At 39.0% G+C, this 26,711-nt stretch carries 24 protein-coding genes and 4 pseudogenes; 15 read left to right on the top strand and 13 right to left on the bottom strand.

The genetic code is table 11. The annotated features are described in order from the left end of the window. Positions 1-141: 141 nt before the first annotated feature. From N1I87_RS12645 to N1I87_RS12635, 3 genes and pseudogenes are all read right to left on the bottom strand, one after another. On the bottom strand, positions 142-807 hold the full coding sequence (locus N1I87_RS12645) for a TetR/AcrR family transcriptional regulator (protein ID WP_341102075.1): 666 nt from the start codon (positions 805-807) through the stop codon (positions 142-144). Between the two features lie 12 nt (positions 808-819). Then, a pseudogene (locus N1I87_RS12640) lies at positions 820-1,841 on the bottom strand (ABC transporter permease). Continuing rightward, a pseudogene (locus N1I87_RS12635) lies at positions 1,838-2,565 on the bottom strand (ABC transporter ATP-binding protein). The pseudogenes N1I87_RS12640 and N1I87_RS12635 overlap by 4 nt, the downstream one beginning before the upstream one ends. Positions 2,566-3,458: 893 nt before the next feature. On the opposite strand from N1I87_RS12635, the gene N1I87_RS18090 reads away from it, so the two are divergent. From N1I87_RS18090 to N1I87_RS12615, 5 genes are all read left to right on the top strand, one after another. After that, the gene (locus N1I87_RS18090; RefSeq protein ID WP_445285695.1) at positions 3,459-3,605 is read left to right on the top strand and encodes a hypothetical protein; all 147 of its coding nucleotides are present in this window, start codon (positions 3,459-3,461) and stop codon (positions 3,603-3,605) included. An 18-nt stretch (positions 3,606-3,623) separates the two neighbouring features. Then, on the top strand, positions 3,624-3,773 hold the full coding sequence (gene rpmG, locus N1I87_RS12630) for a 50S ribosomal protein L33 (protein ID WP_048622957.1): 150 nt from the start codon (positions 3,624-3,626) through the stop codon (positions 3,771-3,773). A gap of 127 nt (positions 3,774-3,900) precedes the next feature. Beyond that, positions 3,901-4,794, top strand: a complete 894-nt coding sequence (folE2, locus tag N1I87_RS12625) for a GTP cyclohydrolase FolE2 (RefSeq protein ID WP_341102072.1) — start codon at positions 3,901-3,903, stop codon at positions 4,792-4,794. 187 nt (positions 4,795-4,981) lie between these two features. Then, positions 4,982-6,184 carry a GTP-binding protein gene (locus tag N1I87_RS12620; protein ID WP_270584119.1) on the top strand — a complete coding sequence of 401 codons (1,203 nt, stop codon included), beginning with the start codon at positions 4,982-4,984 and terminating at the stop codon, positions 6,182-6,184. Between the two features lie 130 nt (positions 6,185-6,314). Continuing rightward, positions 6,315-7,688, top strand: a complete 1,374-nt coding sequence (locus tag N1I87_RS12615; RefSeq protein WP_044899598.1) for an IS1380-like element ISGsp2 family transposase — start codon at positions 6,315-6,317, stop codon at positions 7,686-7,688. 804 nt (positions 7,689-8,492) lie between these two features. Here N1I87_RS12615 and N1I87_RS12610 read toward each other — a convergent pair. The 3 genes from N1I87_RS12610 to N1I87_RS12600 form a co-directional block, all read right to left on the bottom strand. Next, a complete protein-coding gene (locus tag N1I87_RS12610; protein ID WP_341103383.1) occupies positions 8,493-9,092 on the bottom strand; it encodes an MFS transporter in 600 nt (199 codons plus the stop codon). After that, positions 8,977-9,909 (bottom strand): MFS transporter, encoded by a 933-nt coding sequence (locus N1I87_RS12605; RefSeq protein WP_341102069.1) that lies wholly within the window; start codon positions 9,907-9,909, stop codon positions 8,977-8,979. The genes N1I87_RS12610 and N1I87_RS12605 overlap by 116 nt, the downstream gene beginning before the upstream one ends. Positions 9,910-10,224: 315 nt before the next feature. Next, positions 10,225-11,103 carry an IS982-like element ISGsp1 family transposase gene (locus N1I87_RS12600; protein ID WP_011231214.1) on the bottom strand — a complete coding sequence of 293 codons (879 nt, stop codon included), beginning with the start codon at positions 11,101-11,103 and terminating at the stop codon, positions 10,225-10,227. Between the two features lie 758 nt (positions 11,104-11,861). Between N1I87_RS12600 and N1I87_RS12595 the strand changes: the two genes are divergently transcribed. Next, the gene (locus N1I87_RS12595; protein WP_328192315.1) at positions 11,862-13,325 is read left to right on the top strand and encodes a transposase; all 1,464 of its coding nucleotides are present in this window, start codon (positions 11,862-11,864) and stop codon (positions 13,323-13,325) included. A gap of 195 nt (positions 13,326-13,520) precedes the next feature. On the opposite strand, the gene N1I87_RS12590 is transcribed toward N1I87_RS12595, so the two are convergent. The 4 genes from N1I87_RS12590 to N1I87_RS12575 all read right to left on the bottom strand — a co-directional run bounded on the left by N1I87_RS12590 (position 13,521) and on the right by N1I87_RS12575 (position 15,734). Continuing rightward, positions 13,521-13,859 carry a hypothetical protein gene (locus tag N1I87_RS12590; protein WP_341102066.1) on the bottom strand — a complete coding sequence of 113 codons (339 nt, stop codon included), beginning with the start codon at positions 13,857-13,859 and terminating at the stop codon, positions 13,521-13,523. A gap of 12 nt (positions 13,860-13,871) precedes the next feature. Further along, on the bottom strand, positions 13,872-14,570 hold the full coding sequence (locus tag N1I87_RS12585; RefSeq protein WP_341102060.1) for an ABC transporter ATP-binding protein: 699 nt from the start codon (positions 14,568-14,570) through the stop codon (positions 13,872-13,874). Between the two features lies 1 nt (position 14,571). Further along, entirely contained in the window at positions 14,572-14,937 is a 366-nt protein-coding gene (locus tag N1I87_RS12580) for a GntR family transcriptional regulator (protein WP_029142962.1), read from the bottom strand. 236 nt (positions 14,938-15,173) lie between these two features. Further along, positions 15,174-15,734: a PadR family transcriptional regulator gene (locus N1I87_RS12575; RefSeq protein WP_026684637.1), complete on the bottom strand. Its 561-nt coding sequence runs from the start codon at positions 15,732-15,734 to the stop codon at positions 15,174-15,176. Between the two features lie 113 nt (positions 15,735-15,847). On the opposite strand from N1I87_RS12575, the gene N1I87_RS12570 reads away from it, so the two are divergent. Continuing rightward, complete coding sequence (locus N1I87_RS12570) at positions 15,848-16,351, top strand: phenolic acid decarboxylase (RefSeq protein WP_035190973.1); 504 nt, start codon at positions 15,848-15,850, stop codon at positions 16,349-16,351. 174 nt (positions 16,352-16,525) lie between these two features. Here the strand turns inward: N1I87_RS12570 and N1I87_RS12565 are convergent, their stop codons facing one another. Next, on the bottom strand, positions 16,526-17,167 hold the full coding sequence (locus N1I87_RS12565) for an NAD(P)-dependent oxidoreductase (RefSeq protein ID WP_035190971.1): 642 nt from the start codon (positions 17,165-17,167) through the stop codon (positions 16,526-16,528). Positions 17,168-17,314: 147 nt separating this feature from the next. On the opposite strand from N1I87_RS12565, the gene N1I87_RS12560 reads away from it, so the two are divergent. From N1I87_RS12560 to N1I87_RS12550, 3 genes and pseudogenes are all read left to right on the top strand, one after another. Next, positions 17,315-17,752, top strand: a complete 438-nt coding sequence (locus N1I87_RS12560) for an Rrf2 family transcriptional regulator (protein WP_029142964.1) — start codon at positions 17,315-17,317, stop codon at positions 17,750-17,752. Between the two features lie 207 nt (positions 17,753-17,959). Continuing rightward, a complete protein-coding gene (locus N1I87_RS12555; protein ID WP_341102056.1) occupies positions 17,960-18,070 on the top strand; it encodes an epipeptide YydF family RiPP in 111 nt (36 codons plus the stop codon). 925 nt (positions 18,071-18,995) lie between these two features. Continuing rightward, positions 18,996-19,187, top strand: a pseudogene (locus tag N1I87_RS12550) (radical SAM protein); the annotation flags it as partial. Positions 19,188-19,332: 145 nt separating this feature from the next. Here N1I87_RS12550 and N1I87_RS12545 read toward each other — a convergent pair. Continuing rightward, the gene (locus N1I87_RS12545) at positions 19,333-20,535 is read right to left on the bottom strand and encodes a transposase (protein ID WP_027725900.1); all 1,203 of its coding nucleotides are present in this window, start codon (positions 20,533-20,535) and stop codon (positions 19,333-19,335) included. Between the two features lie 127 nt (positions 20,536-20,662). Between N1I87_RS12545 and N1I87_RS12540 the strand changes: the two are divergent. The 5 genes and pseudogenes from N1I87_RS12540 to N1I87_RS12520 form a co-directional block, all read left to right on the top strand. Further along, positions 20,663-21,457 (top strand): annotated as a pseudogene (locus N1I87_RS12540) (YydG family radical SAM peptide epimerase); the annotation flags it as partial. Then, the gene (locus N1I87_RS12535; RefSeq protein ID WP_035181029.1) at positions 21,438-22,196 is read left to right on the top strand and encodes a hypothetical protein; all 759 of its coding nucleotides are present in this window, start codon (positions 21,438-21,440) and stop codon (positions 22,194-22,196) included. The pseudogene N1I87_RS12540 and the gene N1I87_RS12535, both read left to right, overlap by 20 nt. A gap of 118 nt (positions 22,197-22,314) precedes the next feature. After that, a complete protein-coding gene (locus N1I87_RS12530) occupies positions 22,315-22,944 on the top strand; it encodes an ATP-binding cassette domain-containing protein (protein ID WP_029142978.1) in 630 nt (209 codons plus the stop codon). A gap of 21 nt (positions 22,945-22,965) precedes the next feature. Continuing rightward, positions 22,966-23,688, top strand: a complete 723-nt coding sequence (locus N1I87_RS12525; RefSeq protein ID WP_029142979.1) for a peptide ABC transporter permease — start codon at positions 22,966-22,968, stop codon at positions 23,686-23,688. A gap of 165 nt (positions 23,689-23,853) precedes the next feature. After that, complete coding sequence (locus tag N1I87_RS12520; protein ID WP_029142980.1) at positions 23,854-24,048, top strand: hypothetical protein; 195 nt, start codon at positions 23,854-23,856, stop codon at positions 24,046-24,048. Positions 24,049-24,512: 464 nt separating this feature from the next. Here the strand turns inward: N1I87_RS12520 and N1I87_RS12515 are convergent, their stop codons facing one another. Further along, positions 24,513-26,180, bottom strand: coding sequence for an IS1634 family transposase (locus N1I87_RS12515; RefSeq protein ID WP_341102054.1), 1,668 nt, complete (start codon positions 26,178-26,180; stop codon positions 24,513-24,515). Positions 26,181-26,711 lie beyond the last annotated feature (531 nt).

Here is a 26,711-nt window from a genome sequence, read left to right as displayed (position 1 = left end):
TTCAATATTCTTTTAGCGATGTTGAACCAGCCTTTCTTTATGCAAGATCCGTTTTTCTTTTGATTTTAAATAAGAATGGAAGGATCGTCATAAGTGAAAAGATTTTGTTTTTGTCATTTGTGATAAACTTTCACGGTCCTTTTATTTTTGCTGAAGCCCATGCATCAAAAATTGAATGGTTCGTTCAATTTCTGCTTTTTCCGTTTCATCATCCCAGTTGTGATGCGGCAATACGATAAACCGAGTGATGAAAAATCCAACTATGGTTGTAATAATCATCCGAATGGCAGACTCTGGAGGGATCATGACAACCTCTCCCTTTTTTTGGAAATGTTCAATAATTTTTTTAAACTTCTCATACACATGTTTCGTAAAAATAAACTGCAATTGCTCCTTGATTTCAGGAAGAAATGCAATTTCCTGCCAGAATACACGAATTGCAGGCAAATATTTCTTAACAAAATCATAACGATTTTTGAGAAGCACTCGAATAAAATCTTCGAAATGTTGATATTCGTTTTCAAATACTTCTTTCACAAATTCCTTTGCCAAAAACGGAGCAACGGATTTAATCAGTGTTGGATTCACAATCGCTAATAATAAGTCTTTTTTCGTCTTATAATGGCGAAAAATCGTTCCTTCAGCCACGCCTGCCCGTTTGGCGATTTCACTCGTCGAAGTAGAGGCATATCCTTTTTCAGCGAAAATTTCAATGGCCGCTTCTAAAATTTTTATTTGCTTTTCGCTCAGTTTGACGTCTTCACCGTTCACTTTCAACAGCTCTTTGATCCACTGTTGCTCGTTCATTCATACTACCCCTTACAGTTTTCGGTATTTTTTTAATGCTATCACATTTAATATCATAAACAAAACGGAAAAACCAAGTAATACATAGGCGTCTTGGGCAATTTCATTCCAGCCGTTGCCGCGAATCATAATTTCCCGAAGCGCATCCGCTCCGTATGTGAGAGGCATAACAACGCTTAATGAACGAAGCCACTCTGGCATGGTTTCTAAGTTAAACAACCCGGAAAAGAAAATTTGCGGGACAATGACCAACGGTATAAATTGAAACATTTGCAGTTCATTATTAGCAAAGGCAGACAGCAACGTTCCCAAAGTCAAAGCGGTCATGGCCAATAAAAATGTAATAAAAAGGACGTATAAGAATGAGCCTTCCATTATCATGTCAAGAATATCAATCGCAAACCAAGAGATTAAGCTCGCCTGAAAAGTGGTAAAAATCCCAAATCCGATGACATACCCTACTACGATTTCCCAACGTTTTAAAGGAGTGGCTAGTATTCGTTCTAATGTTCCTCCTGTGCGCTCGCGAAGGAAAGAAACACCTGCGATTAAGAATACGAAAAAGAATATGAAAAAGCCGATTAACACCGGTCCGAAATAATCGAATAACGCCATATCTTCGGAACCGTGTAAATAAGACGTTTTTAAATGCATGGATGGTGTTTGAGGAGCTAATTCTTGCATCGCTTTTTGCACCGTCAAAAGGACAGCTTTATTCACATTGGGATCGCTTCCTTCTAACGTCATCTTTGGAGCTCCCTTATACAAAACGCATCCACTTGCTGCGTTTTTAATTGGTGATGAGCGGTCGTTTTTGTCATTTCTTTAACATCCGCATCATGTTTAGCTAACTTCTCAACAACAACTTCAGGAACGTTGGGATCAACCGCAATCGTTGGTTTATAATCTTTTCCATTAAACACAAGATTCATTAAAAAAAGGATAAACATGGGAGCCACAATCATGAGCGCAAGTGTACGTTTGTCTCGGAAAAATTGGCGAATGATACGAATGACGATCGCGCGGACTCTCATTGTCGTGCACCTCCAAAATATAAAAATGCTTCTTCAATGGTTCGAGAATTCGTCCGGTTCTTTAATTCCTCCGGACTGCCTAACGCGATGAGACAACCGTCGCGAATCATGGCAAGACGTCCACATTTGTCTGCTTCATCCATGACGTGAGTAGTTACGACAATCGTTGTTCCGTTTTGTCGAATTCGGTCCAGTTCATCCCAAATGGCTTGGCGAAGCAATGGGTCAATTCCGACTGTTGGCTCGTCTAGGATTAAAACTTCCGGCTCATGTAATAAAGAAACGGCAAGTGACAAACGCCGCTTCATCCCACCGGAAAATTGGCTGACGCTCTTTTTTAAATGATCTGTTAAATTCACCAGCTGCATGACTTCGTTGATACGCTGCTTTTGCTTTTTCCCTTTTAATCCATAAATAGAAGCGAAAAACTGTAAATTTTCAAGGCTGTTAATTCATTGTATAAGGCATCAGACTGAGCCATAAAACCAATTTGTTTCATGACATGAAGGTTTGGCATTTTTGTATTCAACACATCGATCGTTCCCTCGGTAGGTTCATCGATTCCAGCGATCATTTTGACAATTGTCGTTTTTCCAGCCCCAGAAAGTCCAAGCATTCCAAAAATTTCCCCTCTGAAAACTTCTAATGATACATCTTCAATGACTTTCTTTTTCCCAAAACGTTTAGAGACGTGTTCCAAAGAAATACACGGTTTTTCGGGCATAGAGTCTCCTTCCTTTCTTGAGTGATTACTCACTTTTATAGTTCATGGAAAAGAGGATTTTGTAAAGTGAGTAATCACTCATTTTTGAAATGATCATTCACATGTTGGCAGTATCTTTTCCTTTTTTCATATGATTTAGAAGGGGAAGGCCTTAAAAGTGTGAATTTGGAAAATTATATTCATTCTGTTCATAAGGCAAGTGAGCAACTGCTTCGAAAAGAGAGGAATCTGGGAGTAGTACAAATGGAACACTATATGCTTTAATAAAGTATTTTATTCACGGAATCGAAGTCTTATCTTTTCGTTGAAAGAAATTTATTTTTTAATGATCATATCTTTTATGTAAGTGGAACCGATCTTATAGATGAATGACACCTTTTTATGAAATTTTTCACATTTTTTCATTTTTATCTTGCAAATCGTAATCATTACGTTTTAAAATGTGCTAGTAAGGATCGATTATCTATTGGTGGAATAAACAGGTTAGTCCAATGAAAACATTCCAAAGATAGAAGTATCGCTTTGAAAAAATGAGTGCCCAAATACATAAACATTTACTTGGCGTTACTGTGATTCTGGGAATGGTTGCTGGATAAAAAGAGGGGGGAGTCTCAAATAGATAAAATTCATTCATACAGCTAAAGGCAACAGAAAGCCGCATTTACTTAGATAAGGAACTATCGGATCGAAGAGATGTTTCTTTTAAAATTTTTGATTAGCAGGGGAATTTGACAGAGCCGGAGGGAAAACTGTATTTTCAGCAAACAGGGGATATCGTGACAATCATTAAATCGTAATGATTTCGATTATCAAAAAGAGTATTTCTAAGTAGTGGATGGGACAATTATGGAGAAAGTATTCAAATAAGTTGGGGTGAAACATAAGGTGATCGAATGACGGAATTGGTCATGATTGGTATTCATATGAACCAATCAGCCATTGAACAATCGTTGGGTCAGTGTTTGCTAACGGAAGAAGAGGGTCAACAAGATTGGTCTTTATTTAAGGATCCAATTCCACCATTTTTAGCATCTTATTAACCTAAAGGAGGAGAGAAAATGAGAGTCAAAATTACATTAGCTTGCACAGAAACTGGAGATCGAAATTATATTACTACGAAAAATAAACGTACACATCCAGAGCGTTTAGAATTAAGAAAGTATTCACCGCGTTTAAAAAGATATACATTGCATCGGGAAACGAAATAACGTCAAACTCAGTTTTTCAAGAAATGAACGTAGTATCGATTCTCTTATCGCTAGGATGTTTCTTTATGTGGGAATTATATGAAAAGACGACATCGCTTTACAATCATCGCAAGACAGGGTGAAAAACATGAATATTCAACTTCCGCCAAAAAAAGAAAGGCATAGATTGTTTGGATCTGTCTCACCAGGTACAAAAATAAAACCAACTCAAAAACACGAGATGGCAGATGTACAAAGTCAAAAGAATCATTTCTTATTTTCTATCGATCAAGTTGGAATCAGCAACGTAAAACTGCCTGTTAACGTAAATAGTCTACTGCCTCCGAAACAACAAACGACCATAGCGACGTTTTCTTTAACTTCCAGTCTCCCGCATAACCAGAAAGGGACCAACATGAGTCGGTTTATGGAACAGTTAGAACAATACAGGCATAAAGGATTTACGTTGAATTTTTCTACTTTACATGATTTTGCACGAGAGTTGTCACAACGATTAGAGCAAAAAGATACGAAAATAGAAGTGAATTTCCCGTGGTTTTATGAACGTACAGGACCTTCTTCGGAGTTAACAGGTCTTAACCATGCCCATGCAAAAATGGTGACTCAATACCATCAGGAATCGGGCTTTACAAATGAAGTGGCATTAACTTGCGGAATTACAACGTTATGCCCTTGTTCAAAAGAAATAAGTGAGTATGGAGCTCATAATCAGCGGGGATATGTGACCATGAAGGTTCAACTTTCACCTCGTTATCAAGATGAAACGGACTGGAAGAAAGTTTTATTACATGTAGCAGAATCTAATGCGAGTGCATGTATTCATCCTGTATTGAAGAGAACAGATGAAAAGATAGTAACCGAACAAGCTTATGAAAATCCTCGTTTTGTAGAAGATATGGTACGTCTTGTGGCGGCAGATCTTTACGAAATAGAGTGGATAGAATCGTTTACAATCGAATGCAGAAATGAGGAATCTATTCATCTGCATGATGCTATAGCTTCCATTACCGTTCAAAAATAATGATAAACGGATTCGTGGTTTAGAAAAAATCCCGCGTTTTCATTTATAAATTAAAACGGCAACAATGGTGATCTCCTTATCAATAAACAGTTCTTGCGACGAAATGGAAAATAAAGTATTCGTTTCTTTGAATTTATTGGTCGAAAAGAACGCTTCAAATCATTTTCAATGTTCAGGAGGAATGATGATGAATAAAAAGAAAATACCGGTTACAGTATTGAGCGGGTATTTAGGTTCTGGCAAAACCACGATACTCAATCATATTTTGAACAATAGGGATGGCTTAAGAGTTGCCGTAATAGTAAATGATATGAGCGAAATTAATGTAGATGCAGATCTGGTAAAGCAGGGTGGAGGGTTGTCTCGAACAGATGAGAAGCTTGTTGAAATGTCTAATGGCTGTATTTGTTGTACACTTCGAGAAGATCTATTAATAGAGGTTGAGAGAATCGCTAACGAAGGAAACATCGACTATATTCTCATCGAGTCTACCGGGATTAGCGAGCCTGTACCAGTTGCCCAAACTTTCTCTTATATTGATGAAGAAATGGGAATTGATTTAACTAAATTTTGCCGATTAGATACTATGGTAACAGTAGTAGACGCTTATCGTTTTTGGCACGATTTTCAATCAGGCGACAGTTTACTGGATCGCAAGGAAGCGGTAGGAGAAAACGATACGAGAGAAATCGCAGACTTACTGATTGATCAAATTGAATTTTGTGATGTTCTGATCATCAATAAATGTGATCTTGTGACGAAAGAGGATTTGGACATACTTGAAAATGTGCTGAAAACTCTCCAACCGGATGCTAAAATCATCCGTACGATCAATGGAGTTATCAGACCAAATGAGATATTAAATACGGGTCTATTTGACTTTGAAAAAGCAAGTTCTTCCGCTGGTTGGATAAAAGAATTAACAAGTGGACATCAAAATCACACACCGGAAACAGAGGAATATGGCATTTCTTCTTTTGTATATGCAAGGCGTCTTCCTTTCCACTCAGAACGATTTAACAATTGGATCCACTCTATGCCCAAAAATATCGTGAGAGCGAAAGGGATTGCCTGGTGTGCAACTCGAAATGATTTGGCATTGCTGCTGTCGCAGGCGGGTCCTTCTGTATCCATAGAACCTATTTCTTATTGGGTAGCCTCCCTGCCTAAGCGGGAACAAGAACAGATTTTTAGAGAAGAGCCTCAACTATTAGATGATTGGGATACTCAGTTTGGAGATAGACATACGAAACTTGTTTTCATAGGTAGAGATTTAAATCCACCTGAATTGATAGAAGATTTAGATAAATGCCTTCTAACTCCTGATGAGTTTGATCGTGATTGGAAATCATTAGAAGATCCATTTCATTGGAATTTGCAGCAGCGATAAAAAGAATGTGTTTTTTTGCCAAATAGACAGTTTACCTGAATCCGTGACAAAACATCTTTACAATGGTCGCAAACCGTTGATACGATAAGGAAAAACGACGTTGACGATTCTTCATCAAGTAGGTGATGTGATGAAAGATTTCCCGATTCGGTTTGTATTGACAGATGAAGCGATTACCCCAAGTGCTGGGCTTGCTCTCGTTGGCTACTTACTCCATCGAACGAAACTGGATAAACGGGTAAACGCACTTCGGCTTCCAACGGTTCGTCGAGAAGTGCACATTTCCCATAGCGATGTCATTCGCTCGATGATTGGCTTGCTTGCCACAGGAAAAACGGATTTCGATCATATCGAAGCGTATCGTCAGGACGATATCTTTTCGGCATCGATGGGGATTCAGCACGTGCCTTCCTCTCCAACCTTGCGACAACGACTCGATCAGCTCGCTTGTCTTCCGATGACCGAAACGATTCTTTGGGAGGAGTCCATACGTCTGTTGATTCAACGACATGCCACTTTGTCCCCTTGTTGGACCAAAGGAAAGACGACATGGCTTCCCCTTGATATAGATGGTTCCCCATTTGACAACTCCGATACGAAAAAAGAAGGAGTCAGTCGAACGTATAAAGGATTTGACGGTTTTACACCGTTGTTTGCGTATGCAGGGAAGGAAGGGTATCTCGTTCATGCCGAGTTGCGTCCAGGGAAACAACATGTGCAAGACAACATGCCCTCGTTTTTAGTCACCGCTATCCGTCGAGCTCGTCAACTGACTTCATCTCGTCTGCTTGTTCGCATGGATGCAGGAAACGATGCAGAAGCGAATGTGCACGTATGCCTAAAGGAAGACGTGGACTTTGTCATCAAGCGAAACTTACGCCGAGAATCGAAAGCGCTTTGGTTCCAGATCGCTTCGCAAAAGGGCAAACGTGTCGATGATGGACAAAGCGAAGGAGTACAAACCTATGAGCTATGCCTTCCACAGAAGGCAGCGATCGATGGAAACACGTATACGTACGTTCAAGTCACCCAAGTAACGGAACGGACGATGGAACGCAATGGACAGCTGATGCTCGTTCCTGATTATGAAGTGGAAAGCTATTGGGTGCGGCTCAAAGGATACGAGCATGTTCGAATGAGCGATGTGCTCGCGTTGTATCATGACCATGCGACATGCGAACAGTTTCATAGCGAACTGAAGAGCGACTTAGATTTAGAGCGGCTTCCATCTGGGAAGATGAAAACGAATGCGCTCGTGTTGGTCATGGGAGCCTTCGTTTACAATCTTCTTCGTCTGATTGGACAAGATCTATTAAGCGATCCGAGACATCCGTTGCACCACAAAGTGAAACGCCGCCGCATCAAGACGATTATTCAGACGGTGATCACGATGGCAGGGCGACTCGTCCGTCGATCACGACAGATCTGGATGAAACTGACGCGAAGGAGTGGTTATAGCGAGCCCCTACTGAACGTCTATCAGAAATGGAGAGAGGCAAGATAACGAACGAATGTTCGGGCACTAATGTCCAACGTCACTCCCTGTGCTTTTTTGTCTATTTTTTTGGTTCGTATACCTAAAAAAGAGATTTGTTCCATTTTCGGAAATAGAGATGACATAGGTCATAAGCATAAAAAGGGTTTTATGGATTATCAATCCATCAAAATTACAACAAAATCAAAGTCGATTTCAATTCATCACGGATTCAGGAGTTTATAGAATTTTATGAGCAATGATCGGTTCACTCTTTCTTATATTCATATAATAATAGAAAGGAGAAGTTATGCTGTTAAGAAAATTTGTTTCTTATGAAAGATTCATGGAAGAATCTAAAAACAATATAACGAAAAGAGAATTAGAACAATTAGAAAAGAATAGGGACAAATTTAGAAAAACGCTTTCTTGCAAGACGAATAAATGAGAAGAAGTTTTAGTCCTACAAATGCATCCATATGACGGACAGATCAGCATGCAGACAAAGCGAAGCACTTACAGCTTTGTCTACATGCTTTTTTTATTGTAAAAAACAAGGATAAGCCAATAACATGGGATTATATATATTTTTTTGTTTGAAATAATATGGTCATAAAGCAAATGAGAAACTTTACGCTAAGGGGAATGGATATCTTGATGTCCATCCTAAATCTAAAACGTGAATCTTCCATTCCCCAAATGTTATACAGCCTCAGCACCTCAAACACTAGTGAGCGTCATCATAATATCGCTTAAAAAACGGAATATTCTTAATTATCTGTCTGTAAGCGACATAATACCAATCAGCTTGTATTATGGAAACTGATACTTCCTTTAAAAAGCTTTCCCTTCACTTAGTGGTAAGATTGTGTTTTCAACTGCTTCCTTTTCGATATCTCTTCCGATAGGTTCCCATTTTATTAAAACGGTTGCGATCAATCCAATCGTGGGGATAATCGTCAAGAAAAGGATGGTAGTTTGAAAACCTACCAAAGACAGGACGACAGGAAATATAAAAAACCCTAATATACTTCCGACACGGGTTGTACCTTGTCCCCAGCCCGTTCCTAAACCACGCAATTCCGTAGGATAGGAAAGAGTCGCCATCGCCATTCCTTGTGAACCTGGACCAAAAGAGTGACCAAATATAAATAAAGCGAGAAAAATTGTAGGTAATATGACAGAGAATTGATTACCCGTTATACCTAAGGTCAATAAACTGCCCGCAGCGATAACGTAACCTATAATCGCAAGTCTTCGAATTCCTAATTTTTCTGTAAGGTATGATTGAGTAAATCCCCCTATGACCCCAAATATATTAAAAAATATCGTTCCAATAATGGCGTAAATCAAATCTTTTCCAAAAATCATAGAAGAAATGGTAGGGATATAAAAACCAACAGCGAAATATTCCATGCTTTGTGTGCAAGTTATTACAGAGGCTAATAATGTACGTAATTTTATATTTTCCATGGAAAATCGCTTTATACGATCGTTTTTTTGCAGGAATTTCAAGGTTCTGGTCCTTGTTGGGAACAATCACAGCTTTTATTTTATAAGTTTTCTCCAAAACATTTGCTGCATCCTTTAGAGGCAAGTGATAGGCTGCCCACATCGGACTTTCATTCATGAACAGATATCTTGTGATCAAGACGATAAGAGCGGCTACTGCTCCAAAACCAACCGACCATCTCCAAAGGTCTTCTTGTTGTTCAAAAAAATAAAAAGGGAAAACAACGAAGCCTGTAACGGTGGCGGCTAAGTACCATAACGGGCACCACAAGTTTACATACTGTCCTTTCTTCTTCAAATTGCTATACTCAGCAATAAAGCTTAAAGCAACTGGCACATCTAACCCGACGCCTATCCCCATCAAAAAACGGAAGATGGCGAGCCAGAATAAATTAGGGGAAAGTGCTGCTCCTAAAGCAGAAAATACCATAAAAAACAAGTCTATAAGAAACATCTTATTTCTTCCAAACTTATCTGTATAATATCCTCCGAGTGTAGCGCCTAACAAAGCACCTAAAGCCATAATCGCCGTAAGACTCCCTAGTTCCGTGGGGGAGAGATGAAATTGCTCTTTTAATTGATCTGTTCCAATGCCCAGACTAGTGAAATCATAGGCATCTACAAAAATCCCTCCTAATGCGACTAAAATAATTTTCTTTCCTTTTGGGGTGACGGGATTGGAATTGACAAAGTCAATAATATCCTGTCTGGAATGAATCTTGTATTCCCGAATACTCATCTCCTTACTCCTTTCCAATAAAGTTTGAGATTTATTTTAAACACATTATTCCTATAAATCAAGTTGGTTTTTAATATAGAATGGAAAAAATGAAAATAAAACTTTAAGGTATTGACTTTTAAATGGTCTGTTGCTAATATTTAGAAAAATAAATCAATTAATTCCGATAAGAATAGTATTGATTATAGTATTCCAGCATAACATCTGAGTTCCTTTTTACAAGGCGTATTTGAATCTCTTTAGCTTATTAATCACTACATTAGGGAGGAAATCTATATGCCAAACAATAATCTAACCCGTGGTGCTAGTTGAGTGTCAGCGCTCAACCAGCCCTAGTGTGACCAAGGAATAAGCCAACAAGATGCCATCGAGTGCCACTTCAAACCCGGCAATGGAATTCGCTCGAATGTCGGTGATCCGGTATTGGTCTACGAGAATCGAAAACACCGTCTCGATGACTTTGCGTTTTTTCCTGATCCATTCTTCCCATGCCTTGGATGGGCCGTGCTTTTGATTGTGTCGAGACGGTGTCCAGAACGCGGCTTGGTGTTCTTCGTACAGCTTTTCTCGAAGAGCGTGGCTGATGTACCCTTTGTCCCCAAAGTTGTAGGGATGAGGGATTTGAGTCATCACCGTTTCAGCGGCTTTGACGTCGTGGCAGGACGCTTCCGTCACGACATAGCCCATGGCCAGCCCTTGATTGGTCACTTGAAGATGCAGCTTGAAACCGTAGTACCATTGCTTTTTGGAAGCACAATACCCCATATCCGCGATCCCTCGAAACCGCTTGACGCGCTGCATTCTTGCGGGATGGCACAACGGAAGAGGCAAGCTGTCGACGACCGCATAAGCATGGTGTTGGCCACGTTTCGCCAGCTCATGACGGATCCATTTGATGGCGAAACCAAGCGCTCGGCAGCGGCGGTTGTATCGGGAGCGTTCAAGAAACGAGCCGTTTGTGAACAAATTTCCCGTGACAAAACGATGCCAGGCTCGTTCGGAAGAAAAGCCCAGCAGCTTCCCCAAAAGGTGAACCGCCATGACCACTTCGTCTTCTTGCTTGACCAAGTGACGGTTGCGGCGATGAAGATACATTTGAATCAACGACAGTTGGGCAGAAACAAAACAGAAAATAGCGGCATATTGTTTTTGAAGTTTGGCTGGATCTGTAGTAAAATGAAAGTGCTCTTGCATGGGGGATCTCTCCTTTCGAATGTTGGGTGACACTTTCATTCTACTGGAGATCCGCCAGCAAGGGCTATTTTTATGCTTGTCTGAGTTTTATCTAGCACCACGGGTATAATCTAATCTATTGGGAGCCACCCGTTCGAAAAGAAAAGAAAAACTCCCTAAGGGAGAACAAGTATTTAAATATGCCGGATTTGAGTTTTTTTCATTGGTGCCATCAACAATACGGCATCAATAGAGGGGTCTATAACACCATTGATCACTGGTTTTATGAACATGGGTTGGAAGAGATTATTTCTCGACGAATCTATATATTAGCTTTTCTTAAATTTGTCAGGGAGACAGAAAATGGATCCGGGCAGCATAAATTTATCCGTTTTGGAAATGGGGGACTTACAAAAAAATTGATTGAATTTTTTCAGAGCCCTTGCCAAAATGCTATATCCCCTGAAACTGTAAGCAGTCAGACAATTAAAGTTCGTTGATTTATTCCACTAAAGAAAAAAGACGTTTGTAGGAACATTATGACAAATATAAAAAGAAATTGTGAGTTTTTGATTTTAATAGGATAAATTTGCTTATTATAAGTGCCAGAATTTTATCACTTTTTGAGGCTTTGGGCGAGTTTCAATAGATTAGGCTACTCATTCCTGTGGTAAATATTGTAAAACGGAAAAGGATGATTTTTTTTGAAAAAAAAAGAGCCATGAAAGCCACTCCTTTGTTAAGATATAAGTACGCCCAAATATCCAGGGAGTGATTTCATGACTATTTCTATTCTAACACAAACCAGAGACTTTTCAATACAACAAAATTTGATTCCCCACAATTGGCAAGACTATGCCGATATACCATTTGTCATTCCAGCCATGTGTTTCCCATGGGAGATTTTTAAGCCGATTGAACGAGAATACTACACCCTTTTATATTTGCACCTAAAAAATGAAAGAGCACATGATCCTTCTAATGAAATACAACCGGCACTATTTTCAATAACGGAGGAAGAAGACAAGTCTGCGTCTTCATTATTTCATCTCCCTTCCACTGGGAGAAAACCGCATCCTTTCATGCCCTTTTTTCGTGCTTTTGAACTGGCCTCTTTACAGTATATTGAAGTGATGGTGGAGAGTGTCTATTTGCAAGTGAAATCAAACCCGCTATTTGCCACCATGTGTGGATTTACGGAGAAAATTCCGAGCTACCGTTCCTTTGCTCGTTTTGATCAAATCATGACAACAAATGGTCTTTGGGAAAAAGCCCGGCTATTGGTTGTTGAATATAATAAAGGGGAAGGCGTGGTTGAAACGAATGAGGAAGCAGCCGCCGTGGATACATCGCATATAGAGGCAGAAGCAACCTTGAATAAAACAAGGAAGACGTGTTCTTGTGAGGGTAATTGCGATTGCCCCAGAGTCCTTACGGACGACAATGTAGGGGTAATGCGTAAAAGTAATGCAGTCTCCTATATTGCGCATAAATTATCAATGGTATGCGGGGTGAGATCCGGTTTGCCTTTGACGCGGGAAGTATTTAAAGGAAATACACCCGATGGGAAAACATTAGAACCGACATTGGAAACGTTTAAGGCAGAGCACCCCGAGATGGCTGAGCAGTTGAGCTTTATCCTGGCAGATGGAATCTACCAAACGCCGGAAAATCAAAAAGTGACAAAGGATGTATTACAGGCGAAATTGGTGGCACCGATCAATCCACGGAACCGTAAAGATAAACCAACTACCGCCCGAGGGATTGAAAAAATCAACCGGTACGGCACTCCCATCTGTATCAGTGGACATAAAATGGAACTTAGAGGATCTGATCGGGAAAAGGGGCAATATATTTACACTTGTCCTGTATTTCATCCAAATGCCAAGCAAGAAGGTCTCACCTGCCCGCTAGCGAATCACGCGGAATGTTGTAATGGGGCAGCACAAGGAAGAGTATTTAGGATAGACTTTGATCAAACGCCTCAAGTAGATGTCGAGTTGCCGCAACATGGTCGCACATTTGAAGTGTTATATAGTGCCAGGACGATCATCGAAAGAATCTTTGGCATTCTAAAAGACGGATACAGTCTCCGTCGTGTTCACAAGCGTGGGAAGCAGGCAGTTGAAGCTCATGTAGATCGATGCATGATATCTATGCATATCATGGCAAATATGGCGTACCATCAGACAGGAAAGGCCAATTGTGGATGGACACGCAATCGGCTGCAAAGAGCAAATTAAGTTATTCACAGGTGGATATGTGAATAACTCAAATGAACGTTTTCTTTCCACAAAGGGTAGTGAAAAAAACCATTTTGTGAAGGCGGGATACGTATGCCCTTTTTTTGAAGAAAAATGACCGTTTTACTTCTATTGAATTAAAAATCTGGATGTAAATTGAAAATCTGGATGAAAAGGCAAAAAAAATCGGGATAATTAATTTTCCAGAGCCTCGCTCAAGGGTATATTTTTATTTTGGCAGAGGCTCTTAGATCCAAGAATTTGATTTCCTGTCAACGGCAATGTAAAGGTAAGGTAGCCACTGTCTTCATACAATTCTTTTCGAAACGAGCCGACGATGTAGAGGAATGCAATGAGAGCCGCACCAAATAATAGCATGACACCAATTGACATAAAGATTTGCGCTGAATGAAACAGCGAGCCTTCCTTATTAGAATAGGCATACATGCTGGTTAAAAGAATGAACACCAAAGCCAATATGCCCAAAATAAACTTGTACGTTCCTCTTATTTCATACTTTACATATTTCAACATCCGGTTTCCCTCCTATGCCCCGAATACTTCTTTATAGATTCCGTCGATTTGCTTGCCCTTTTCTTCCCGTAATTGCTCTGCATTTCCCGTCAAAACAATTCGGCCATTTTTTAAAAAGACCACTTCATCCAGCATGCTTTCCATATCCCTGACTAAATGCGTCGTAATGATCATCGAACTGTTTTCGCGAAAGTTGCCGATAATCGCATCCAATATTTGGTCTCTTGCAACCGGGTCGACGCCGGCGATTGGCTCATCTAGAATATATAATTTTGCATTTCTTTCCAGGACAAGCGAGAGGTTCAGTTTTTCATGCATGCCTTTTGACAACGTATCAATTTTCATGTCTTTTTCCAATTTCATAAAATCAAGTAATGCTTCGAACTTCTTTTCATCGAAATCCTCATAAAAATCCTGATATAATTTTAAAGCATCCTTGATCCGCATCCATTTATACAGAAAATTACGGTCAGGCAAATAAGAAACAATGGATTTTGTTGCCACGCCCACTTTGTGTCCGTCAATCCGTACTTCTCCGCCTGTTTGCCGTAAAAGGCCGGTTAAAATTTTAATCAGCGTTGTTTTTCCGCTCCCATTCGGGCCTAATATTCCAACGACTTTTCCTTCCTCTATCGTTAAATTCAACTGATCGAGGGCTTTTTTACGAAAATAATGCTTTGTCAGCCCGTTCATTTCTACAATATTCTTCATTTTATTCATTCCCTTCCATAAACCTTTCCGATATCATTTTTTTGATTTCATCGGGCTGGAAACCCAAATTTTCCATTTCTCTGAAAAAACGATCTATGACCGCGGCAGCCATGCTTTGTTTTAACTGGCTGATGATAAGGCTGTCCTCTGTTACAAAAGTTCCCATTCCTCTTTGCGTTTTCACCAGCTCTTCCCGCTCCAGTTCCTGATAAACTCTTTGGATCGTATTCGGATTGACCCTCAATTCCTTTGATAATTCCCTGACCGATGGCAGTTTTTCCCCTCTATCGATTTCACCGGAAACCACCTTTGTCTTAATTAAATTCATGATCTGTATATAAATGGGCAAAGAACTGCTAAATTCCACCTTTTCACCTCCAGTACTGTCAACGGCATATTCTCTTTCCGGAGCTGACCCGGCAAGCCCAAACGAAAAGACCCTGAAATCGGAAAAGATTTTTCACGAAATCAGGGCCTTATTTGAAAACCAAAATGCCTTTTTACGCAAGCCGGGGCAACGATTCAATGATCCTATCCTGAAAATATAGCCAGCTGAATTTGGATACCGCCTTCACTGCGGTTTGTCTTATGGCTAAGGAACGTTCACTTTTTTTGCCTGATAAACCGGATGCTTTTTTTCAGCCAGTCTACATAACTTTCTTCCCGGGAGATCGCTTTTGTCAGGACAAGATAATGCCCTAACTCATCCGATCCAAGTCCAATCCCCTCTTCTCTTTGCGCAAAAATAAGCTGGTAACGGGATTTTAGCTCCGATAATTTTTGCTCCCGCTGATCCAATTGGTCCTGGAAAAGCGGAAGAATTTTTTCTTCGGGAATGTATTGGATAAAATAAACTTTTAAAGCAAACGTGTCTTTTTCCGTCTCGGGAATTTGTTCCGGATGCATCAGCCACTGCGCCAGTTCCTTCTTTCCTTCTTCTGTCAGCGTATACATCTTTTTTTCCAATTTGACGCCGGATATTTCAATATACTGTTCGATCAGTTTTTCATCCAGCAATTTTTTTAATTCGGTATAAATCTGGCTGTGTTTGGCACTCCAAAATTGGGAAATTTCTTTTGTAAACTCGGACGTAATGTCATAACCGCTCATATCTTGTTTTCTCAACAAACCCAAGATCGCGTGTTTAAGGACTCTTTTTGCCATCGGCTAACCTCCGTCACGTTTTATTGACAATATTATAGCATAGGTATAAAATAAAACATGTAAACATTGACATGTTTAATATTGAATGATTCGTTAAATACAGGAGGTTTATGATGAAAACATTAGAAGAATTTTTAGGCACCCACATGATCTATACTTATGAAAATGGCTGGGAATATGAATTTTATATAAAAAATCAAGATACCGTTGATTATCGTATCCACAGCGGAATGGTTGGCGGCCGCTGGGTCCGTGACCAAAAAGCAGATATCGTGAAGATCACGGATGGCGTTTTTAAAGTTTCCTGGACAGAACCGACAGGCACAGACGTTTCCCTGAACTTCATGCCGGATGATAAACGGATGCACGGTGTAATCTTTTTCCCGAAATGGGTACATGAACACCCGGAAATCACGGTCTGCTATCAAAATGACCATATCGATTTAATGGAAGAATCCCGTGAAAAATATGAAACTTACCCGAAATATGTGGTTCCGGAATTTGCGGATATCACTTACATTAAGAATGAAGGCATAAACAACGAAAAAGTGATTTCAGAAGCACCTTATGCAACGATGGCCGATGACATCCGCTCAGGAAAACTAAAATTTTCATAAGCAGAAAAGCTCACAAAAACAAAAAACGGTGAGACATCATGTCTCACCGTTTTTTTACAAATCAAAATAAACGATCACTTTTTTCAGTGCCTTCACTTGATTTTCTTCTAAGATATTGGCTGTAGAAGGTCAGAATCACGCAAATGTGATAGTCTTTTTATACAGCAAGTGTTGTTATTCCGCTTCGCCGACAACAGAGAATCGTTCGTTTTTATGCTGTGGATTTTCAATTTCATCCAGGATTGCAATCGCAAAATCTGCATAGCTGATGTAGCTTTCCCCTTTTGAGTTCAACGTCAGCACATCCCCGCCTTTTTTGTAGGAGCCGGTTCGTTTGCCTGCTGGATCAAAGAGCGCGGCCGGGCTTACAAAAGTCCATTGGATACCGGTGGAATGCTGCAGGTCTTCTAAATTTTGTGCCTGGCTTTTCGCAGTTGGCAGGAATGCAGCGGGAAAATCGGGTGTGTCCATGACGCGAACGGTTTTTGATTCATCCGCAAACAGGCTGCCGGCACCCCCCACAACGACGAGGCGTGTGCCGGGCGCCCCTTTTAAAGCTTCAATTAAAACCCGGCCGGCTTCCACATGCTGGTGTTCCTTTCCTGGAGCAGCACCAAATGCATTGACGACCACATCATATTTTTGAAGATCTCCGGATTTGATATCGAAAATATTTTTTTCCACCACATCAACCCGTTTGTCTTGAATTTTCGCTGCATTCCGTACAATTGCCGTCACTTCGTGGCCCCTGTCAACCGCTTCTTTGAGAATAAGGCTGCCGGCTTCCCCGCTAGCGCCAATAATTCCAATTTTCATATGGCATTCCTCCTGTGATATGTAATCAACTTTATTACATGTAATTATTATAATTACAAGATGGCAGGCATGTCAATGATATTTATTTCCTTTAGGAGTTATACTATACTTGTAATTATATGAATTACATGAGGATGGTGACTGGAAATGTCGATCAGCAGTCGTTTTGCTGTTGGAATCCATATATTGGCATTGATTGAAATGAATAAAGATGGCGTGAGTTCTTCCGAGTTTTTAGCGGAGAGTGTGAATACAAATCCTGTTGTCATCCGGAAAATCATGGGGATGTTGAAAAAATCCGGCTTAATAGAAGTCCATCCGGGAAAAGCAGGGGCAAAGCTGGCAAAAGCGCTGTCCGATATTACACTCCTTGATGTTTATAAGGCCGTGAATGTCGTCCAGGATAAAGCGTTATTCAGCATTCACCGTAACTCGAACCCGAAATGCCCTGTGGGAAGAAATATTCAGAACACCATTGAACCGATATTTGAAGCATCCCAGATTGCAATGGAGAAAGTTTTGGAGCAAGTGACATTGGAAGACGTGGTAAAAGACATTGCTAAAAAAGAAAACACCATCTGTTAAAGTCCAAACAATTAAGCAGCTATTTCTCTATTGGAGAAAAAAGTTCTCTGTGAAAATTTTTGCTTTAGTATAAGGTTTAGAAAAATATATTATTTCTGTGACTATAGTCACAGAAATAATGAATATAATGAGATAATATTTATAGTATAAGAGAAGGAGGTGATAGATAATGAGTAAGGAAAATACACAAAATAGTAATGTGAAAATTTGGAATTTAAGAGCTTGGTAGAAGAATCTCAAAAGTTGGCCAAAGTTAACGATCTTTGGTACTTTGTGAAATCAAAGGGGAACCGTTGGATAGTTGGAAGTGGACATTGATAAAAGTCACATATAGTAGACTTTGTCTCTTATACTTAACTAGCAAAAAATTTCTTTCTTAAATCATGAGTTTAGAAAGGGCCAGGGCTTTGCAGAAATCAAAGCCCTGAGCCATACTTGTTTTTAATTTTGATTCCTACACTTCACTGTCTAAATCAAAGAATAAGGAGGAAATCGTCCGATTGGATCCGAGATCGCTTTAAGCTAAATTCTCCAGTGTATCTTATGAATCTTTGTCACAAAAAGAAGAGATGACAATATAAAATTTAGATAAGTTTTTCGCGCCAAAATTAATCATGACCCGGATAGATATTGACTTCTGGCAATACATAGGCAATGGCAAAATTTAGTTCAAATTATATAACAAAAAAGTCATTCTCAAAACATGAAAGCACTAGTAACATAGTAAGACGAATAGTATCTTATTTTGAAGCTTTACTCTGCTATATAAAGCGAACTTAAGTTATTCGCGTCAAAATCAGTTATAGTCAGGACAGATGACATTGCTTCTGGCTACACATCATGAGTAGTAATGTTTAGTTCAAATTATATAGCGGGAATTTTATATACCGACTATCTTTGTTTTGTTAAAGCAAAGACAGTTATTTATATTTTCGATACTAAAAGTATACACACTTGTAACAATCCATATTGAAGAACGATTAAACTCAATTGATGGGATTCGTCATAAAGCTAAAAAACAATTCTGTATAATCATATTTTTATGCAGCTGTTTCCTTCTAAATAGGAATGAGGCTTTTTTACGATATTTGGAGTCTATGGCACGGGGGCTTATCAACAAATTTGATATTTTTACAACGGCTGTTTTTTGTTCGTGCAAAGACTAATTTAGGAAAACAATGATTAGTTTTTCTAAGCTTAACATGGTCAGTAATTTTTGACTATTAAAGGGGATGAATATTTAATGTATAATAAGACAGTAGCAATTAATTTAGATTCAAAATGTAATGCATCTTGTGATCATTGCTGCTTTTCTAGCTCACCAACTTCTGAAGTAAAAATGGAAAAAGACTATATAAGGAATTTAGTAAATGAATTTGCAAGAAGCAAAACAATAGAGGTAATTTCATTCACAGGCGGGGAAATCTTTTTAGATTGAGCATTTTGCAAAATTAGATTTTTATTAAAAAGAGTTTTAAAAGAAACCCAAATAAATTGGGGTATTTTGTATCTTTGGTTTACAAATATTCTGTTTGTCCTTTTTTGGGCGTACTTGCAGAATTTTTCGCTTTAAAAATTTTTTAAGCGGTTTGTTGCTTTTTACTCTCTTTTGCCATTGCGAGAGCTGAAACCAGTAATACGATGGCGTTCAAGTAAATATGAGTTTTTACTTTATCGATTCCCCACACATGCAGGGAGTTCGCTGTAAGATAACTTTTCATTCTTGAATTGCACCGTTCTACACTGGTTCGCTCATTGTAAAGTTCTTTCCAACGTTTGGAATCGCGGTGTGGATTAGAGTACCGGCGAAGATCCTTATTCACGTTAATTTTTACTACCATTCCATAGTTGGAGGATGAACAGGCTGCCATTCCTAATGGGCAATCCACTTTTCCGGTTGCGTGTGGACATCTGAATTTGAGCTGATCCTTATTGGCGCCCCAATAAGTCATTTCGTACCCCATCGAACAGCGTGGGGTTCCATTGGAGGCAATTCCTTCGGGAGGCTCCTTTTCATTACGCAAATTGAGTGGAATAATAGCTTGAGCCCCAATGTTCTTGGCGGATTCGTAGTTTTTAAGCTGGTCGTACCCACCATCCATTATCAGGAAATCAATTTTAGAGTTTGTACAACTCTTTACTTGTTCAATTAATTGTGGTGCGACATCCCCATCGTTGATATGAGCAGGGGTTACTTCAATCGCCATTGGTAATTCACTTTTGGTGTCAACGGAAAGATGCATCTTATAGCCAAACCAAGTAATTTTATTACCGAAGGAATCAAACTTTGCCCCCCAATTGGCGTTGCCTGTTTGTTCACTTCGCTTCTTAGGCTGCTTCTTTTCGTAAGCATCAATGGCGGCACTGTCGATAGCCTGATGTTTTCCATCAATTACTCCTTCCTCTTGAGCTAACTGGACGAGATCTTGAAAGATTCTTTTCACAAGTCCAGTTTTGGTTAGTGAAGAAAATACTCGGCTAAGAGTAGAGATGGATGGTGCAGGCCTGCTAATATCTAAACCACATTGGTAACGAAAACGCAGGTCATTTTTCAATCGATTGTGAAGAGAAGTAAAAGTATCAATACCTTCTAATGGGGCAGCGATAAGAGCCCTTAATATCCCTTCTTTGGAATGTCCTTCAGCCCCTTGGGGTGAAGAACTTTTCAATTGTTTAGCATAAGGACGCAAATCTAGAGCACTAAAAAAGATCGGTAATTTCTCTTTTGACTCTAAAATTTGCAATTCTTCAAAGGAAAATAGACTTTCTTGTAGAATATACAAAGTGACTTCCTCCTTGTGGATTTTTGTGGTTTGGTCACTTCAAAATTCTACAAATAAGGGGTGAAGTCCTTTTTTATGCTTTAGAAAACCTTATGGCTCTTGGGTTGAAAAATGTGCAAAATGCTCAGATTATAAATTTTTAAAAGAATTAATGGAAATAATAAAGCCTTACAAAAAACAAATAACATTGATTTCTAACGGGTTTTGGGGAGGTAGCCAAAATAAAGTTGAGGAATATTTTAAAGACATGAACTCTTTAAATGTGGTAGCATTAACTATAAGTTATGATGAGTACCATGCTCCTTTTGTAAAATTATCCAGTGTCAAGAGAATATTTGAACACAGTAGGAAATATCCAGATATTGACGTTTCTCTAAATATGGCAGTCACCAAAGATAAGATGTCAAATCGTATTTTGGAGGAATTGGGTGACTCAATCTTAGGAATTAAGATTACAAAATTTCCATTGATCCCGGTTGGTGCTGCTAAAAATAGAATTAGCCAGGAAAATATACATAAATTTTATAATCTTGATGATGAAGATTCTCTGCAATGCCCTGGCTACGAAATTGTTTATCACCATGATGGAGAGATATATCCATGCTGTTCCCCTGCTATTTTCGAAACAAAAATAACTTTAAGAGAGGAATATAGTCAAACTTATGAAAGAACTGTAGAAAAATTGCAGTCTAACCTACTCCTGTTTATTATAAGAAAAGAAGGATTTAAATGGTTTTTAAATATTTTAAAAGAGAATAAAAAAATAGAGGAATTTGGTATTCCCTATGAGTTTTCTTCTATTTGCAGTTTGTGTGTTTCATTATTTAATTCCGAAGACAAAATAAATTATTTTCATAATTTTATGGAAGATTACTACTACGCAAACTATGGAAATAAAGATCATGAAACCGCTAAAATTTGAAGATGAAGACTATGAAATTTTCGTGCAAAAACATGTTTTTATAAAAGACAAAAAAAGTGGGGAATATTATAAAAACAGGCTAGACTCTCTTACTGAGAAGCAATTAACACGCTTGAAGACTTATAAAGAAAAAGTACCAACAAAATTATTTTACGCCTTTTTATGCGTTATAGCTATATTATTTGTATTTAATTATACTCATTTAATGAAATTGCAACATGAATTATCCCCTCTAATTTATGGTTGGAAAATGTGGATAGTTATAGGCGGTTATTTCATAGTAAATATATTTTTTCATGAACTGGGACATATCTTGTCTTTGAAATTCTTTGGGAAAAAGTTTGATAAATTTGGATTTAAACTGAATTTTTACGTTTTCCCTGCATTTTATGTTCAAATGAATGAGACTTACATGCTTTCTAGGAATGAAAAGATTATTGTTCATGCAAGCGGTTTGTTTATCAATTATCTTTTTGTTAATATTGTTGAGACCGTGAATCAACTTACTTTTTCTTTTGAACCTTTAACAAAAGCATATATGTTTTTCTCAAGCACTTTATTGTGGAATTTAGTCCCCGTATTGAATTCTGATGGTTACAAAATTGTTCTAGCCTTTCTTGATTTAGACGAATATAATAGTATTAAAAAAAACCATTGGCTTGTACTTACTATTCAAATTATTGGGGTATGCATTGCAGCAAACACCATTGTACATTGGATATTGTATTTTGCAAACTAGTGATAAAGAGATAAACAAAAAAATTTATTGTGTTTATAAAAGCAATCATTAATAATGAAAAGAAGAAATAATCATCCCATTTTGTTTAAAAAGTTATTTGTTTAAAAGGAGCTCGTGTATGAACATTTCAAACTACACTTTAAGAGTAAAAGGTAAGACGTTACTTAAGAACACGAACCTACATTTCTCAAATGGAAGAATCAGTCACATCTTAGGAAAAAACGGAGTTGGAAAATCTCAACTTGCCAAGGACTTTCTATTAAACAATAGTGGACGGATTGGAAAAGATATTAGTCAGAACATTTCTCTAATATCCAGTTCATCTAATATACCTAATGATGTTTCCAAGGACTTTTTAATAAACTTTTTAAATAATAAATTTGATTCCAAACTGATAAGTAAAATTGCTGTCTTACTGAACCTTGAAAATATTGACGGAAAAGTTCTAATTAAAAATCTTAGCGATGGTCAAAAGCAAAAACTAAAATTACTTAGCTTTTTGTTAGAAGATAAAAAAATTATCGTTTTAGATGAAATAACAAATGCCTTAGACAAAAAAACAGTAATGGAAATACATCGTTTTCTGAATGAATACATTCACGAAAATCCGGAAAAAATTATTATAAATATTACACATAACTTATCAGATTTGAAAGCCATTACAGGAGATTATTACTTATTCAATAATCAATCAATTCAAAAATATGATTCTATAGATAAGTTGATCGAAGTATATATAAATGAGTAAGTATATTGTGGGAGGGCAACGATGAAACTGGAGTTTAAAAAAAGTATTAATAACAAGGTTTTAATTATACTGGGATCTATGTTTCTGTTTGTTTTTTTACTCGGGTATTTTCTACCGATTGGAATAGACAGGGTTAGCAAAGTTACATATCATATATTCTTCTTTAGCTCCTATACAGTTGCTACAGAGTTTGGTTTTATGTTGTTTTCATTCGTTATAGCTTTCTTTATCAACAGGGAGTATACTAATAAAAATATTTTATTTTATAAGTTAATAGGGGAAAATATTTTTACCTTCTTTTATAAAAAAGTGGCGGTTTTGTTCATAGAATGTTTTGTGTTTATATTGCTCGGCTTATTTTTGATATCAATAATATATCACAACTTTTCACATTTTACTTTGTTGCTATTTTTATTTTCAGCTGTTGTTTTTCAATATATCGTCATTATTGGAACGTTTAGTATATTAAGCCCAAATATATTGATTAGTATTGGCATAAGTATTGTTTATTGGATAACGTCCGTTATTTTAGTAGCCATAAGTACGAAAATTTTTGGATTTATCGCTCCCTTTGAAGCAGGTAACACGATGTACGCACGAATAGATAAGGTGCTTCAAAGGGATAGTATGACACTTGATACCAAGGATATCTGGTCTATTGTGATATATTTAGCCTCTATTGTTATTATAAATATTATTATCCTAAGTCTTTCTAAAAAAAGATGGATTAAATTAGGAATCTAATAACCTATAGGAACTCGGCTAATATATTGTTCAACCATCAACGCAAAATTACTTTTTAACTAATAGGATGGAGATTAGCCACAATAAATTGGGATATTGTCTAAATTAATTTGAGGCTGCACCTCCTGGTACTATGAACGTATCAATTAAAGGAGGTGCTTTTCTTTGCCAAAACAAAAACTAACCATTGTCCCCGTAACATTACAAACTGAAAATGAAAATACTCCTGGAATAACCCCGCCCGTGCTGTCCTCGAAGCCTGCTTGCACGATCAAAACGGCAATCGCAGAGATTTCCATCTTCAACGACGTAGATAAGCACACCATTCAAACGGTCATGAAGGATTTGAAAAATCTATGAGATAGGACAACACAAGCATGAAAAACATTCATATAAACTTCTGGAAAACAGATATGCGGAAAGGTATTGATGGACTATATAAAATGAACTTAAGTTTTTTACATCAAGCCCGGGCGCCATTTGCATAAGGGTTACTTTGTACAGCAAGCAACAGAGCCGTGATATTTTATTCATTTTATATAGCAACGCTGATTCAATTAACCAACACCAAAAGGTGTATTCTAAATTTGCATATTTTTATCCCGCTTTGTCATTCGCTATGGTATACTAACGTTAACTTATATGCGAAAATTGGTGACTTTTATGGTTAATGCCTCTCCCAATAACGAGAAAATAATTTGACTTCTCGAGGAACAACTGACTTATTTAAATCCCGAGTTCGACAGTCACTAGGCAAACAAAATGCCTCTCGCCCCTTGATACAAAAGGGATCGGAGGCATTTGGGCACACTTCGGGCGTGTATCTAGGTGCGAGGGTGGATGCCTAGAATCTTTGGAGGAGGTTCCAGCCCTAGAGCCGCAAGGAATAGCGCTTGTTTGGCCGTCAGTTCGGTTCGTTGATAAAGGTCGCCGTTTTTTGAAGAAAAATGTCCAAGCATGAGACGCTCGCATTCGTCTCTTACTTTCGGCCACGATTCATGAGTTCGGATCTCCACGATCCGAACCAGCAAGAGAGCCAGCCAACTGAGCAGCACATGCGCCCGGATACGGTCTTCCAAGCGATGATACATGGGGCGCAGCTCGAGTGTTGATTTCAACGTCCGAAAGGCCTGCTCGATATCCACCAGTTGCTTATACCCAAGCGCGACATCCTCGGCAGACAAGGTGTCATCGGAGGTTCGGATGAGATATTTGCCATCGTACTTTTCCGCTTCACGAACCGCTTGCTTGTCGATGCGAAGCGTTCCATCCTTCAATTGACGCAAGTATTTTCCGTAGGACGGATGGGAACGCAGCCGGCAGGTGGCCTTATGATGAGCTTCATTGGGGAGTTGGCGAAGCCCCTCCAACTCCTCTTTCAGCGATTCGAGCAGCTTTTCCCGTTCCTTGCGTTGGCGTTCGGCTTCGCTGGGATTGTACACGAGAACATAGCGCTGACGCGCTTCTCCGTCGCCCACGATGATTTCTTTAATATGCAAGTTCTCGCGAACTTGTTGGTAGCGCCCGCGACGGTTTAGGGCCTCTTCGACGGCGGCCTTGCCGGACCGCATTTTTTCGCCGACAATGTAGTGTCCCCCGGCCTGTTGCAAGATTCGCAAATTCTCTTCAGACGAAAATCCGCGGTCCATCACGCTGATCACACGCCCAAGCTTCCAGCCAATCAAGTCTTGTTTCACCTGTTTGATGACCGTCATATCCATCGTATTGCCAGGCCATACCCAAGCGCGAATGGGGACTCCTTCCCGGGTAACGGCCAGTCCAATGACGATTTGGACCAAATCGGGACGCTTATCTTTGGAAAACCCCTGCTTTCGAAGCGATTCTCCTTCTGGTGTTTCGGATGGATCCACTTCGAAGTACGACGAAGTCGTATCAAAGTAAATCAAATCGACTTCCAGGTTCAATAAATCGGCCACGGCATGGAACACTTGGCGTTCCAATTCCGGCTGCACAGCCAGCAGCTCATCCATCGCCCGGTACAACTGGTGGCCGGCGACTTGGGGAAGATGAGGGATATGCACGTCTTTCTCCACCCACTCCTCCATCGCCAACTTGCTTGACGGATGAAGGGCACGATTCGCCACCATGGCAAAAATCAGCCGTTCCAACGGAATCTGATGATGTCGGGAGGCAAACAAGGAGTGGAGAATCTCTCCCAATCCCAGTTGTCTCCAGAGCTGATCCAAAAGCCAAGCGCCACCAAGGCGTTTGCTTGATTGAAACTGAAAGTCATCCGACACTTCTCCTGTCAACGTCTCGATTTCCCAAGCCTGCTCAGGAGAAAGGAATCGCGAAATGCTTTTGGCCAGACGCTCCAAGACAGCGCGATCCACCTCGTCTTCGCGCCCAAACGAATAAATCACCTTCGCTTTCGCATATTTGGCCTTCGGATCCCATTCGTTGTGAGCAAGCTGGAGATACGCCACGGTCGTTCCATCTTTGTTTTTGCGTGTTACTCGCCGTATGTACATGCCTATATTATAACCGATATTCAGCTGTTTTAAAAGTTAAAATAAACAAGTCGTGTGCCTATGAAATTCAGTGTTTTTTTCTAGGATCCGCATCGCGAAATCTTTGATATAACAGCATTTTGGCCATTTTCATTTGCCTAAAATGGCCTCAAAACTGTCGAACTCGGGTAAATCATACTAAATAATTCAAACGAATTATAAAGACACCTGGCATATTCAAAAAGAAATCACTGGCCGATTTCAAGTCATAAACAGAAAAGCATCCTTATTATTTTCATTTTTTCTATTGATAGGTGACTGGACAACCAGAACCTCCTATAATTTGCCGCAAGGATCAGAATGGCAACATAGGGGGTTTTCTTTTTTAAAAAGTGAAAACGTAGATGTCTTTCGTTTACGGAAATTTCAATTATTTTCTTCCTGCGGAAGTGTGGAAGCCGCTATACGACCCATTTTCAAACTCCCTATAGCAAACGATCGTTAGAAGATTCTATTATCTCAATTGAATTTGCGAAAGAACGCCCGCAAGAC

The organism is Bacillus sp. FSL W8-0102 (assembly GCF_038007225.1).
GTDB lineage: Bacteria > Bacillota > Bacilli > Bacillales > DSM-4216 > Bacillus_O > Bacillus_O smithii.
This window is presented reverse-complemented; position numbering and strand designations above follow the sequence as displayed.

Coding starts and splice junctions, on each gene's coding strand:
- N1I87_RS12620 (WP_270584119.1), top strand. CDS start 4,982: ATGAATAAAAAGAAAATACCGGTTACAGTATTGAGCGGGTATTTAGGT.
- N1I87_RS12615 (WP_044899598.1), top strand. CDS start 6,315: ATGAAAGATTTCCCGATTCGGTTTGTATTGACAGATGAAGCGATTACC.
- N1I87_RS12600 (WP_011231214.1), bottom strand. CDS start 11,103: ATGCAAGAGCACTTTCATTTTACTACAGATCCAGCCAAACTTCAAAAA.
- N1I87_RS12590 (WP_341102066.1), bottom strand. CDS start 13,859: ATGTTGAAATATGTAAAGTATGAAATAAGAGGAACGTACAAGTTTATT.
- N1I87_RS12565 (WP_035190971.1), bottom strand. CDS start 17,167: ATGAAAATTGGAATTATTGGCGCTAGCGGGGAAGCCGGCAGCCTTATT.
- N1I87_RS12515 (WP_341102054.1), bottom strand. CDS start 26,180: ATGTACATACGGCGAGTAACACGCAAAAACAAAGATGGAACGACCGTG.
- N1I87_RS12585 (WP_341102060.1), bottom strand. CDS start 14,570: ATGAAGAATATTGTAGAAATGAACGGGCTGACAAAGCATTATTTTCGT.
- N1I87_RS12570 (WP_035190973.1), top strand. CDS start 15,848: ATGAAAACATTAGAAGAATTTTTAGGCACCCACATGATCTATACTTAT.
- N1I87_RS12575 (WP_026684637.1), bottom strand. CDS start 15,734: ATGGCAAAAAGAGTCCTTAAACACGCGATCTTGGGTTTGTTGAGAAAA.
- N1I87_RS18090 (WP_445285695.1), top strand. CDS start 3,459: ATGACGGAATTGGTCATGATTGGTATTCATATGAACCAATCAGCCATT.
- N1I87_RS12525 (WP_029142979.1), top strand. CDS start 22,966: ATGAAACTGGAGTTTAAAAAAAGTATTAATAACAAGGTTTTAATTATA.
- rpmG (WP_048622957.1), top strand. CDS start 3,624: ATGAGAGTCAAAATTACATTAGCTTGCACAGAAACTGGAGATCGAAAT.
- N1I87_RS12560 (WP_029142964.1), top strand. CDS start 17,315: ATGTCGATCAGCAGTCGTTTTGCTGTTGGAATCCATATATTGGCATTG.
- N1I87_RS12645 (WP_341102075.1), bottom strand. CDS start 807: ATGAACGAGCAACAGTGGATCAAAGAGCTGTTGAAAGTGAACGGTGAA.
- N1I87_RS12535 (WP_035181029.1), top strand. CDS start 21,438: ATGAAACCGCTAAAATTTGAAGATGAAGACTATGAAATTTTCGTGCAA.
- folE2 (WP_341102072.1), top strand. CDS start 3,901: ATGAATATTCAACTTCCGCCAAAAAAAGAAAGGCATAGATTGTTTGGA.
- N1I87_RS12595 (WP_328192315.1), top strand. CDS start 11,862: ATGACTATTTCTATTCTAACACAAACCAGAGACTTTTCAATACAACAA.
- N1I87_RS12530 (WP_029142978.1), top strand. CDS start 22,315: ATGAACATTTCAAACTACACTTTAAGAGTAAAAGGTAAGACGTTACTT.
- N1I87_RS12605 (WP_341102069.1), bottom strand. CDS start 9,909: ATGAGTATTCGGGAATACAAGATTCATTCCAGACAGGATATTATTGAC.